The 11,907-nt window shown below is 72.6% G+C and carries 14 protein-coding genes; 11 read left to right on the top strand and 3 right to left on the bottom strand.

What is annotated here, in order from left to right; all coding sequences use genetic code 11:
• Positions 1-155 precede the first annotated feature (155 nt).
• Positions 156-734, bottom strand: a complete 579-nt coding sequence (locus PT931_RS11720; RefSeq protein ID WP_456245755.1) for a pyridoxamine 5'-phosphate oxidase family protein — start codon at positions 732-734, stop codon at positions 156-158.
• Between the two features lie 47 nt (positions 735-781).
• Entirely contained in the window at positions 782-1,318 is a 537-nt protein-coding gene (locus PT931_RS11715; RefSeq protein ID WP_456245754.1) for a CGNR zinc finger domain-containing protein, read from the bottom strand.
• Positions 1,319-1,333: 15 nt separating this feature from the next.
• Here PT931_RS11715 and PT931_RS11710 point away from each other — a divergent pair, with 15 nt between their 5' ends.
• The 9 genes from PT931_RS11710 (at position 1,334) to PT931_RS11670 (ending at position 8,689) form a co-directional block, all read left to right on the top strand.
• The gene (locus tag PT931_RS11710; RefSeq protein WP_456245753.1) at positions 1,334-1,471 is read left to right on the top strand and encodes a hypothetical protein; all 138 of its coding nucleotides are present in this window, start codon (positions 1,334-1,336) and stop codon (positions 1,469-1,471) included.
• 249 nt (positions 1,472-1,720) lie between these two features.
• Complete coding sequence (locus PT931_RS11705) at positions 1,721-2,743, top strand: aspartate-semialdehyde dehydrogenase (protein WP_363726446.1); 1,023 nt, start codon at positions 1,721-1,723, stop codon at positions 2,741-2,743.
• Positions 2,744-2,990: 247 nt separating this feature from the next.
• On the top strand, positions 2,991-3,191 hold the full coding sequence (locus PT931_RS11700) for a hypothetical protein (RefSeq protein ID WP_456245752.1): 201 nt from the start codon (positions 2,991-2,993) through the stop codon (positions 3,189-3,191).
• A 294-nt stretch (positions 3,192-3,485) separates the two neighbouring features.
• The gene (locus PT931_RS11695) at positions 3,486-4,187 is read left to right on the top strand and encodes a UDP-N-acetylglucosamine acyltransferase (RefSeq protein WP_456245751.1); all 702 of its coding nucleotides are present in this window, start codon (positions 3,486-3,488) and stop codon (positions 4,185-4,187) included.
• Positions 4,174-4,410: an acyl carrier protein gene (locus PT931_RS11690; RefSeq protein ID WP_363726440.1), complete on the top strand. Its 237-nt coding sequence runs from the start codon at positions 4,174-4,176 to the stop codon at positions 4,408-4,410. The genes PT931_RS11695 and PT931_RS11690 overlap by 14 nt, the downstream gene beginning before the upstream one ends.
• A gap of 1 nt (position 4,411) precedes the next feature.
• The gene (locus PT931_RS11685; protein WP_456245899.1) at positions 4,412-5,146 is read left to right on the top strand and encodes an SDR family NAD(P)-dependent oxidoreductase; all 735 of its coding nucleotides are present in this window, start codon (positions 4,412-4,414) and stop codon (positions 5,144-5,146) included.
• Positions 5,143-6,453, top strand: a complete 1,311-nt coding sequence (locus tag PT931_RS11680; RefSeq protein ID WP_456245750.1) for an AMP-binding protein — start codon at positions 5,143-5,145, stop codon at positions 6,451-6,453. The genes PT931_RS11685 and PT931_RS11680 overlap by 4 nt, the downstream gene beginning before the upstream one ends.
• Complete coding sequence (locus PT931_RS11675) at positions 6,450-7,484, top strand: LuxE/PaaK family acyltransferase (RefSeq protein WP_456245749.1); 1,035 nt, start codon at positions 6,450-6,452, stop codon at positions 7,482-7,484. Before PT931_RS11680 ends, PT931_RS11675 begins: the two co-directional genes overlap by 4 nt.
• 62 nt (positions 7,485-7,546) lie before the next feature.
• Positions 7,547-8,689, top strand: a complete 1,143-nt coding sequence (locus PT931_RS11670; RefSeq protein ID WP_456245898.1) for an acyl-CoA reductase — start codon at positions 7,547-7,549, stop codon at positions 8,687-8,689.
• A 77-nt stretch (positions 8,690-8,766) separates the two neighbouring features.
• Here PT931_RS11670 and PT931_RS11665 read toward each other — a convergent pair whose 3' ends face one another.
• Positions 8,767-9,774 (bottom strand): lysylphosphatidylglycerol synthase transmembrane domain-containing protein, encoded by a 1,008-nt coding sequence (locus tag PT931_RS11665; RefSeq protein ID WP_456245748.1) that lies wholly within the window; start codon positions 9,772-9,774, stop codon positions 8,767-8,769.
• A gap of 69 nt (positions 9,775-9,843) precedes the next feature.
• On the opposite strand from PT931_RS11665, the gene PT931_RS11660 reads away from it, so the two are divergent.
• Both PT931_RS11660 and PT931_RS11655 read left to right on the top strand, forming a co-directional pair.
• Entirely contained in the window at positions 9,844-10,944 is a 1,101-nt protein-coding gene (locus PT931_RS11660) for a DegT/DnrJ/EryC1/StrS family aminotransferase (protein WP_456245747.1), read from the top strand.
• Positions 10,941-11,885 carry a Gfo/Idh/MocA family protein gene (locus PT931_RS11655; RefSeq protein ID WP_456245746.1) on the top strand — a complete coding sequence of 315 codons (945 nt, stop codon included), beginning with the start codon at positions 10,941-10,943 and terminating at the stop codon, positions 11,883-11,885. The genes PT931_RS11660 and PT931_RS11655 overlap by 4 nt, the downstream gene beginning before the upstream one ends.
• The last annotated feature ends 22 nt before the right edge of the window (positions 11,886-11,907 follow it).

Below are 11,907 nucleotides of genomic sequence, written 5' to 3'. Positions count from 1 at the left end.
GAGTCGACGGCGACGTCGGCGCCCCGCCCTTTCGCATGGCAAACCCTTTCGACGGGTACGGTCTGGCGGCAGCCCCGGGCCGCGCGCCCTCTCACCCCGACGGCGCCCCGGACCCGTGTCGTCCCAGGCCCCGCGGAGCCTCAGCCCCGCGGTGTCTACGCCTCGCAGCGGCTCCCCGCCACATCGAAGAAGTCCCCACCCTTGCGCCGCACGTCATCGGTCCCCCAATCCCGTTCCCGGTCCCAGGGCACGAGCCGCGGAATGTGCTTCCCGCAGTGGATGTACGCCTCGTCCACCGTGACCTGTACCCACCTCTCGGGTCGCCGCCCGGGCACCCCGGCCGGGTCCGCGACCCCCATCACCTCGGCGGGCACGATCTCGGCCACCCCGTTGACGTGCAGCCCGATCACGTCGCGGACGAAGTCGACGAACAGCAGGCCGACGTGCGGGTTCTCGCTGATGTTGCCGAGGCTGGCGTAGACGCCGTTGCCCCGGTACTCGGGCCAGGCGACCGTGTGCTCGTCGAGGACGTGCACGAACCCGGCGGGGCCGGCCCGGAAGGTGGAGTCGCAGGCGCCGGCCCGGTCGGCCGTGGCGACGAACATCATCTCCTGGCGGGCGAGGAAGGCGCACATCCTCGGGTTGAGCCGGTCGAGCACCTGTTGGTCGTAGAAGCGGTCGGCGCGCTCCACGGTGTCGTACCGGTGCTGCAGAACCCGCTCGCCGCTGTCCACAATGACCTCCCATGGGCACAACTTGTAAGCATGTGCCTACAGAGAGATCAAGACAAGGCGCGTGTCCGGTAGTTGCGTACCTTGTTGCGGTTGCCGCAGCGTTCCATCGAGCACCAGCGGCGGTTGGCCGAGCGGGACGTGTCGAGGAACAAGAGGCGGCAGTCGGGGGCGCCGCACTCGCGGAGCCGGGTCGGGTCGGCGACGAGCGCGACGGCCTCCCGGGCGACCGCCCCGAGCACCTCGGCGGCGGTGACGGGCGTGACCCAGCCGAGGGCGCGGGTGGCCGGGTCGACCCGGGGGCGGGGCGGTGGGGAGACGGCCGCGTTGAGGCGTTCGAGGTCGCGGGGGGCGAGAGGGTCGGGCTCGTCGGGGGCGAGTGCCTGGGCGATCGGCAGCCACAGGTCCCGGAACGCGCGGACCGCTGCCAGCCCGGCCTCGTCCACCAGGAAGTCGTCGCTGGTCAGCGGGGCGGTGAGTGCGAGGCGGGAGTGGGGCAGCCAGGCGGCCAGGTCGGCGGGGGAGTGCAGGATCTCCCAGCGGCGGTGAAGCCCGGGGCCGCCGGTCGGCCCCGGGGCTGGGCGCACGACACCACCCTCCAGGTGACCGTCAGCCCGGGCGGCTCCGGCGGCACGGTCGTCCGGTTCCACCAGGAGTGGCTGACCGGCCCGGAGGAGCGCGCCCGGCAGCGCGAACACTGGCGGTCGGTGATGACCGCGGTCGTCGGGGCGCTGGCCTGACCCGAGGACCGAAACCATTTTCCGGGTACGGCTCCCGCGCGGGCCGACCCCGGAATGTGCCGGGCCCGCCCCGGATCGCGCCCGGCCCCGGCTCCGGTTGTGCCCGGCACCGCTCCCCGGGTAGGCCTCGGTGCGCCCCGGAACGGCCGTGGTGAAAGTTCTCCGGAAAGCCGGGGGGCAGCCCTAACGTGCCCGCGCTCACGTCTACGCGGGACGCCGGAAATCTTGCGGCCCGGTAGATTCGGGGCTATGAGAATCGGGATTGTGGGAGCCACCGGCCAGGTCGGTGGCGTGATGCGCCGGATGTTGGCGGAGCGGCAGTTCCCCGTCGGGCAGCTGCGGCTGTTCGCGTCCGCCCGGTCCGCGGGCCGGGGCCTGCCCTGGGGTGACGGCGAGATCGTGGTCGAGGACGCGGCGACGGCCGACTACTCGGGCCTGGACATCGTGCTGTTCTCGGCCGGCAAGACGACGGCCCTCGCGCTCGCGCCCACCGTCGCCGCCGCCGGGGCCGTGGTGATCGACAACTCGTCCGGCTGGCGGATGGACCCGGATGTGCCGCTGGTCGTCGCCGAGGTCAACCCGCACGCGGCGGCGAACCGCCCGAAGGGCATCATCGCCAACCCGAACTGCACGACCATGGCCGTCATGCCGGTCCTGCGCCCCCTGCACGACGAGGCGGGCCTCGTCGGCCTGGTCGCGACCACCTACCAGGCGGTGTCCGGCAGCGGGCTGTCCGGCGTGGCCGAGCTCGACGAGCAGGCCCGCAAGGTGATCGACCGGGCCACCGAGCTGGTGCACGACGGGTCGGCGGTCGACTTCGGCACCCCGAACGTGTACGCGCGCCCGATCGCCTTCAACGTGCTGCCCCTGGCCGGTTCGATCGTGGACGACGGGTCCGACGAGACCGACGAGGAGCAGAAGCTCCGCAACGAGAGCCGCAAGATCCTGGAGATCCCGGGGCTGAAGGTGTCCGGCACCTGCGTGCGGGTCCCGGTCTTCACCGGACACTCGTTGCAGGTCAACGCCCGGTTCTCCTCGGCGATCAGCCCCGCGCGGGCCCGGGAACTGCTCGCCGCCGCACCCGGCGTGGAGCTGAGCGACATCCCCACCCCGTTGCAGGCGGCCGGGGCGGACCCGACGTTCGTGGGCCGGATCCGGGTGGACGAGACCGTGGAGCACGGCCTGGCGCTGTTCGCGTCCAGCGACAACCTGCGCAAGGGCGCGGCCCTCAACGCCGTCCAGATCGCCGAGCTCGTCGCGCGCACGCTCTAGTTCCGGGGCGGGCGCCGACCGCACGCCGACGCCGGGTGGGGCGCCCAGCTCGCGCGCACGCTCTAAAGTGCACCGGACCGCCGTGGACGTGCGCGGCCGCCGCCGTACCCCGATAAAGGGGTGCGGCGGTTTTTCCGTACTGCTAGGGTGCTGGCATGTGATATTTCGGGCTTCCCTGCGCCTCGTAGCGCGACGCCGCCTCTGACGCGGCCCCTTTTCCACCCTCAATAGCCCAGAGGAGTTCTTCATGACCACCAGCCAAGAACCCGAGCAGGTCGCCGACGAGCCCGCGACCGACGCCGAGGCCGTTCCCGAGGCCCAGCTGACCCGCAAGGAACGCCGCGCCCTCGGCAAGCACCCGCAGCAGGTGCACGGCCAGGCCCCGACCCAGGGCAAGGGCGCGACGCTCTCGCCCCGCCGGCAGTATTCGAACCGGCGCAGCGGCTAGTCCCACCGCGAAGGGGCAGGTCCTCTGACCTGCCCCTTTGTCGTGCCCCGGGGTGTCGGAAATAGCCGGCATCCGCCCGGAAGAGCTCTGTCTGAGGGCCGTCAAACTCGTCGGCGCACCCTGGCGGAACTGCGTGATCGGGTGTTCACTGATGGTGATCAGGCCGCTGATCACTGTTGGGGGGAAAGAGCCCGAGTGGGACCACGACCCACTCGGGCTCTTTATTGTCCGTGACCTGGCCACAACCCACGAGACCCCGGCGGTCGGCACGGGGGCGCTGGATAGACTCCCGAGGTGGCAAATCGTATTCACCCCTCCGCGATCATCGGCGCCGGAGTAGAGCTGGGCGACGGCAACGTCATCGGCCCGTACACCGTGATCGTGGGCCCGACCCGGATCGGCGACGGCAACTGGATCGGCCCGATGGCCTCGATCGGCACCCCGGCGGAGTACCGGGCCGGGAACCACCCCGTCGGCTGGGAGGGCGAGCTGGACGGCGCGGGCGTCGCGATCGGCGACGGCAACATCATCCGCGACTTCGTCACCGTCAACCAGGGCGTGCACGTCACCACCACGGTCGGCGACAACTGCTACCTGCTGGCCCGCAGCCACGTCGGGCACGACTGCGTCCTCGACGACCTGGTCACCCTGTCCGACAACGTGCAGCTCGGCGGGCACACCCACGTCTTCTCCTGGGCGAACATCGGGATGGGTACCGTCGTGCACCAGTACGGGCACGTCGGGCCCGGGGCCATGGTCGGGATGGGCTCGGCGGTCCGCAAGGACATCGCCCCCTTCATGACGGCCGTGGGCAACCCGGCGCGCGAGGTGAGCGTCAACCGGGTCGGGCTGTCGCGGCGCGGGTGCGACGAGGAGCAGGTGGACGCGGTGGAGGCGTACCTGAAGAACAAGGGCGACTTGCCCGTCGGGCTCCCCACGGAGATCATCGAGCAGTTCGCCGCGTGGCTGAAGAGGAGTGAGAATGTCCCTGCATGACCGGTTGACGGGTGTCTTCGTCGAGGCGCTGGAGCTGAAGAGCGCGGACGGCGTGGACACGCTGAAGTACCGCGACATCGACAACTGGGACTCCCTCGGCCACATGACGCTGGTCGCGGCCATCGAGGACGAGTTCGACGTGCAGTTCGAGACCGAGCAGGTCATCGACATGAGCAGCTTCGCCGTGGCCGTCGAGATGCTCCGGGGCCTGGGCGTTGAGTAGCGTGCCGGCCGCCGGGCGGGCGCTCGCCGGCCGGGTCGCCGTCGTCACCGGCGGCACCCGCGGCATCGGCCGGGCGACCGCCGAGGCGCTGGTCGAGGCCGGCGCGACCGTGGTGATCACCGGCCGGGTGGACGTGGAGAAGGTGGCGGCCGAGATCGGGGCGTCCGCCGCGACCTTCGACGTCGGCGACTTCGACGCGGTCGCCGCCGGGTTCAAGGCCATCGCCGCCGAGCACGGCCGGATCGACATCCTGGTCGCCAACGCCGGCATCCTGGAGGACGCGCTGGTCGGCATGATCCGTCCCGAGCTGGTCGAGCGGACCCTCGGCGTCAACGTCGCCGGCACCATCGCGACCGTGCAGGCCGCGGCCCGGGTGATGATGCGCAAGAAGTCGGGCGCGATCGTGCTGCTCGCCTCCATCGTCGGCGAGGAGGGCAGCGCGGGCCAGACGGTGTACGCCGCCTCCAAGGCCGCCGTCGCCGCCATCGCCCGCTCCACGGCCAAGGAACTCGGGCCGCGCGGCATCCGGGTGAACGCCGTCGCCCCCGGGCTGATCGACACCGCGATGATCGCGCACCTGCCGGCCGACCTGGTCGCCCGGCGGGTCGAGGACACGTCGCTGCGCCGGCTCGGTACGCCGCAGGACGTCGCGCGGGCGATCCGGTTCCTGGTCAGCGACGAGGCGGCCTTCATCACGGGACAGGTGCTCGGCGTGGACGGCGGCCTGGTGCTGTGAGTCCGGACCTGGTCGCGCCCGGTGCGCGGCTGATCGACGGGGCGGGCGGGGAGGACGTACCCCTCACGGTGGATCTTGATCTGCCCGAGGGGTTGATCTTCGCGCGGACCGGGCTCGACGTCGCCTCGGTCCAGCGCTACCTCGCCGCCTGGGACGCCCGCCGACCCGTCGCCGTCCTCGACCCCGCGCTGGCCCCGGAGACCCTGGCCGACCTGGTCCGCCGCTTCGAACCCGCCGCCGTGCTCGGCGTCGACCTCGGCGGCGCGGGCGACCGTCCCGCCGGCTACACCGACGCCGACCTGCACGGCCCCGCCTGGGTGCGTGACACGGCCCCGGAACACGCGCCGCACCCCGACCTGGCCGTGCTGCTGGCCACCTCCGGCTCCACCGGCGACCCGAAACTCGTCCGGCTGTCCCGCGCCGGGGTGCTGCACAACGCCGCCGCCATCGCCGAGGTGCTCGGCCTCGACCGGCACGAGGTGGCACCCACCAGCCTGCCGCTGTTCTACAGCTTCGGCCTGTCCGTGCTGCACAGCCACCTGATCGCCGGGGCGACCGTGCTCGTCGTCGACGGCGGCGTGCTGGCCCGGCCGTTCTGGGACGCCGTCGACCGGCACGGCGCCACCTCACTGGCCGGGGTGCCCTACAGCTACGAGATGCTCGCCAGGATCAGATGGACCCCGGCCAGGCACCCGACCCTGCGGTCCCTCACCCAGGCCGGCGGCAAGCTCCGCGACGAGCTGATCGAGCGGTTCGCCGGTCAGGTCGAACGGTTCCACGTGATGTGGGGCCAGACCGAGGCCGGGCCCCGGATGACCACGCTCCCGGCAGACCGGGTCACCGACAAGCTCGGCTCCGTCGGACCACCGCTGCCCGGCGGGGCGCTGTCCATCGTGGACGGCGAGGTGGTCTACACCGGACCCAACGTCATGATGGGGTACGCCGAGACGGCCGCCGACCTCGCGCGCGGCGACGACCTGGGCGGCGTCCTGCACACCGGTGACCTGGGCGAACTCGACGCCGACGGCTACCTGTGGCTGAAGGGCCGGACGAAGCGGTTCGGCAAGGTGTTCGGCGTCCGGCTCAACCTGGACGACATCGAGGGCATGCTCGCCGACCTCGGGCCGGTCGCGGCGGTGTCCGGACCCGACAAGGTCCTCGTGTACGTGGAGGGGCCGACCGAGGACGTCGTGCCCCGCCTGGCCGCGCGGTTGAAGCTGCACCGGACCGGGTTCGAGGCGCACCGGGTGGAACGGCTGCCCCTGCTGCCGAACGGGAAGGTCGACTACCGGAGGTTGGCGGGATGAGCGTGTTCACCCTGGCCCAGGCCGACCGCGAGGCCGCTCTCCTGCCCGCGCTGCGGGATCTCACCGACCACCACCGGGCCGCCTCGGCGGAGTACGCCCGCCTCCTCGACGCCCTCGACGCGCCCCCCGCCGCCTCCGTGGCCGACCTGCCCTGGCTGCCCGTCCGGCTCTTCAAGCGGCACGTCCTCAAGAGCATCCCCGACGAGGACGTGTTCAAGGTCCTCACCTCGTCCGGCACCACCGGCGACGTCAGCCGGATCTACCTGGACAAGGAGGCCGCCGGCACCCAGCAGAAGATGCTCGCGGCCACGCTGCGCGAGGTCCTCGGCCCGAAGCGGCTGCCGATGCTGCTCGTGGACTCCAAGGCGCTGTTCACGAACCGGCGGTCGTTCTCGGCGCGCGGGGCGGGCGTGCTCGGCATGATGAACTTCGGCCGGGACCACACGTTCGTCCTCGACGAGGAGGACCGGCCCGACCTCCAGGCGGTCCGGGACTTCCTGGCGAAGCACGGCGACCAGCCCTTCCTGATCTTCGGGTTCACGTTCATGGCCTGGCAGTACCTGTACGAGGCGGCGAGGGCCGAGCGGCTCGACCTGTCCCACGGCATCCTGATCCACTCGGGCGGCTGGAAGAAGCTCGCCGACCGGGCCGTGGACAACGCGACGTTCCGGCGGGCGTTCGCCGAGACCGGGCTGACCCGGATCCACAACTTCTACGGCATGGTCGAACAGATCGGCGTCGTGTACCTCGAGGGCCCCGACGGCGACGCGCTCTACTGCCCCGACCACGCGGACGTGATCATCCGGGATCCGGAGACGTGGCGGGAGCAGCCGGTGGGCGTACCCGGCGTGGTGGAGGTGCTGTCCACCCTGCCCCGTTCGTACCCCGGACACGTGCTCCTGACCGAGGATCTCGGGGTCGTGCACGGCGTCGATGACGGGGCCTGGCCGGGCAAGAGGTTCTCCATCCTCGGCCGGCTGCCGCGCGCCGAGGCCCGGGGCTGCAGCGACACCTTCCAGGGGGCACGGTGAAGCACCTGTTCGGCGCGCCGGAACCGGTCCGGGACCACACGCTGACCGTCGGCGACCCCCGGATGGTCGACTTCCTGGTCGCGTTCGCCCGACGCCTGCTCAAGCCGGCCGTCGCCCGCCGGCACCCGGAACTCGCCTCGCTCGGCTTCTTCCTCCGCCGGGGCCCGCTCGCCGACGCCCTCGCCCCGCTCGACGGCCTGCGCTTCCCCCGGGGGCTGGTCTTCCACATCCCGCCGGCCAACGTCGACACCATCTTCGTGTACTCCTGGGCCCTGTCCGCCCTGTGCGGCAACGCCAACATCGTCCGGATCTCCGAACGCGCCGCCGGGGCCGCCACCGTCGTCCTCGACGCCCTCAACGAGACCCTCGCCGACGCCGACCCCGTCGTCGGGCGCACCCAGTCGATGCTCAGCTACGGCCGCGACGACGCCGTCACCGCCCGGCTCAGCGCGGCCTGCGACCTGCGGGTCATCTGGGGCGGGGACGCGTCGGTGGCCGCGATCCGGCAGTTCCCGCTCGCCCCGCACGCCCGGGACCTGACGTTCCCCGACCGGTCGTCGTTCACGGTGATCTCGGTGCAGGGCTGGACGCGGGCCACCGAGCAGGAGAAACGCGCCGCCGCCGAGGGGCTCTACAACGACTCCTACTGGTTCGACCAGGCCGCGTGCGCCTCGCCGCGGACCGTGTTCTGGGTGGGCGGCGCGGGCTCCGTGCCGGGTGCGGCGGGTGGCGCGGGTTCCCCCGCCGGCCGGGCCCGGGCCGAGTTCTGGCAGCTCCTCCGCGAGGTCGTCGCCGCCAAACACCCCGACATCGACGCCGCGATGGCCGTCGAGAAGCGGGTCGCCACCTACGGCCTCGCCCTGGACGGCCACGCCACCGGCCTGCACTACACCGGCAACACCGTCGCGACCGTCGACCTGCGCGACCCCGCCGACCTGCCCCGCCGCTGGCTCGGCACCGGCGTCTTCCCCGAGTCCGAGGTCGCCACCCTCGCCGACCTGGCCCCGCTCGTGGAGCGCCGCGACCAGACCGTCACGCACTTCGGCTTCACCGAGTCGGAGCTGCTGGACTTCGCGCGGCTGCTCGCGGGGCGCGGGGTCGACCGGTTCGTGCCGATGGGGGAGGCGTTGAGCTTCGCGGCGACGTGGGACGGGTACCACCTGCCGCACGAGTTCACCCGCCAGGTGACGATCAGGACCCGTTGACGGGTACGGGTCCCCGCGCGCCCGCCGGGTCCGTGGCCGCGCCGCGGGGGCCGGGGAGCCCGGCCCGCCGCTCCCGGCTAGGACGCGCTGACGTCCTCAGGATGGTCCGCCGGGGTCCGGCGCAGGGCCCGCATCGCGGTGAGCGCCGCCAGCCCCGCCGCGATCAGGTCCGCCACGGTCAGGATCAGCCGCGAGGCCAGCGCGATCCCCAGCGCGGTCCCCACGACGTCCCCGCTGCTCAGGAACGGCACCAGCGCCGCCACGAGCACGCTCTCGCGCACCCCGAGCCCCGACGGCGAGATCACCACGAACATCCCGACGTTCATCGCGATCGCGAACGCCCCCACGCACACCAGGAGCCCGCCGAGTCCGGGGGCGGCCTGGGCGTTGGCCAGCAGCCAGAAGTGCAGCCCGAACAGCACCCAGCCCAGGGCGCTGAAGCCCATCACCCGCAGGACGCCGGCCCAGGTCAGCGGGTTCTCCAGCCCGGGGCGGCGCACGAGGCGCAGGAACAGCTGCACGAGCCGGGTCAGCACGGCCGGGACGGCGCAGAGCAGGGCGATCGGCAGCAGGATCAGCATCACCCACAGGGCGGTGCGCACCGCGCCGGCGTGGTCGGCCGTGCCGCCGGAGGCCTCCCGGAGCAGGGTGGGCAGGCCGGCGAGGCCGACGAGCAGGGCGGTGACCAGGCCGAGGCCGGTGGCGATCAGGGAGGCGAGGAAGGCGCGCGGGCGGGGGAGTCCGGCGCGGCGGCCGAGTTCCATCTGGAGGACGTAGGACCAGACGCTGCCCGGGAGGTACTTGGCGAGCCCGCCCACCAGGCAGATCTGCGCGGCGGTGGGGACGTCCACCTCGTGTTCGACGTCGGCGAGCGCGGCCCGCCAGGCGAGCACGTTGGCGCCCATCGCGGCGATCGCGGCGACCAGGGACAGCGCGAGGGACTGCCAGGCGAGCCCGAGCCAGGTGTCGCGGACCTGGGCCCAGTTGGTGACCACGTTCCACACCACGAAGCCGGCAATAGCGACAATTATCGCTATCCGCCCGGCAAGCAGGACCGGACGGGGGATACGGGGGGTGAAGGTCACCGGCAGAGTCTACGGAGAGTCAGGTTGGTACTGTCGCAGGGCCGTTCCGCACCTGACAGGAGAGCGATCTTGATCCCGATTTCGAGGGTGCAACTGCCCGCCGACGCCGCGCGACTGGTCGTCGAGGTCATCGAGTCGGGGATGCTGGCCAGCGGTCCGATGGTCGAGCGGTTCGAGCGGGAGTTCGCCGCGATGATCGACGTCGAGCACGCCGTGGCCGTCAACAACGGCACCACCGCCCTGGTCGCAGCCCTCGAGGTCCTCGACCTCCAGCCCGGCGACGAGGTACTGACCAGCCCGTTCACCTTCGTGGCGACGCTGAACGCGATCCTGGAGGCCGGCGCGACGGCCCGGTTCGCCGACATCCGCACCGACGACTTCTGCCTGGACCCCGGGGCCGTGGCGGCCGCGGTCGGCCCGCGGACCAAGGTCCTGATGCCGGTGCACCTGTACGGGCAGGCCGCCGACATGACCAGCCTCGCCCCGCTCGCCGCCGCCCACGGGCTCGGCCTCGTCGAGGACACCGCCCAGGCGCACGGCGCGACGGTCGACGGCCGCGCGGCCGGCACGTTCGGGCTGGGCACCTTCTCGTTCTACGGTACGAAGAACCTCACCACCGGGGAGGGCGGCATGATCACGACGAACGACGCCGCGCTCGCCGCGAAGCTGCGCGTGCTGCGCAACCAGGGCATGGTCCAGCGGTACCAGTACGAGATGGCCGGGCACAACTACCGGCTCACCGACGTGCAGGCCGCCATCGGGCTCCCGCAGCTCGCCGGCTACCCGGAGCAGGTCAAGCGGCGCAAGGACAACGCGGCCCGGCTCAGCGAGGGCCTGGCGGGCGTGCCCGGGCTGACCACGCCGGCCGAGCTGCCGGGCCGGTCGCACGTGTGGCACCAGTACACGGTGCTGGTCTCCCCGGACGCCGCCGTCTCCCGCGACGAGCTGTCCGCGAAGCTCCTGGAGCGCGGCGTCGGCTCCGGCGTGTACTACCCGCGCCTCGTGCACGACTACGACTGCTACCGCGACCACCCGCGCGTCGTCGTCGACCCGACGCCGGTCGCCGAGCGGGTCGCCGCGGCCTGCCTGTCGCTGCCGGTGCACCCGTACCTGTCGGAGTCCGACCTCGACACCATCGTCGCCGCCGTGCGCGAGGTGATGGGCGCATGAGGTTCGCGCTGGTGGGTGCCGGGGTGATGGGTTCCCTGCACGCCCGGGTCGTCGCCCAGTCCGAGCGGGCCGAGCTGGTCCGGGTGATCGAGCCCCGGGAGGACACCGGCCGGGCGGTCGCCGAGCGGTACGACGCGCAGTGGGTGCCCGAGCTGGACTTCTCCGACGTGGACGCCGTGATCGTCGCGTCGGCCACCGAGACGCACCGCGACGTCGCGTACCGGGTGCTCTCCGAGGGCCTGCCGCTGCTGGTGGAGAAGCCGGTCTGCGCGAGCCTCGCCGAGACCGAGGAGATCGTCGCCCTGTCGGCGGCCCGGGACGTGCCCCTGATGTGCGGGCTGCTCGAACGCTTCAACCCGGCGATCCTCACCGCCCGCCAGCTCGTGGACCGGCCGGTGCACGTGACGGCCACCCGGCACTCGCCGTACGCGCCGCGGATCCGGACCGGGGTCGCCTGGGACCTGCTCGTGCACGACGTGGACCTGGCGATCGGGATGTTCGGCGGCGCGGAGCCGTCCGGGGTGCGCGGCATGCTCGGACACTTCCACCCGGAGTCCGTCGCCGGGGCCGAGGACGTCGCCGAGGCGCTGCTGACGTTCCCCGAGGGCGGGGTGGCGACGGTGTCGGCGAGCCGGATCGGGCAGCGCAAGGTGCGGTCGCTGACCGTCAACGAGGTGGACCGCTGCATCGAGGTCGACCTGCTCCGCAAGGACGTGACGATCTACCGGCACGTGTCCCTGGACGCGGCGACGCCCGACGGGCGCGGCTACCGGCAGCAGAGCATCATCGAGATCCCGGAACTGATCACGGTGCGCGAGCCCCTGGCGGCGCAGCTGGACCGGTTCCTGGACATCCTGGCCGGCAAGGCCGACGCGGCGGAGGAGCGGGCGGGCATCCTGCCGGCGCACCGGGCCGTGGGCAGCGTCCTCGCCACCGCTTAGGAGGGGTACGGGTCACCCGTAC

This window comes from Longispora urticae, assembly GCF_053902585.1.
Note: the sequence above shows the minus strand (reverse complement) of the source record. Positions and strands in the feature narration are given on the sequence as shown.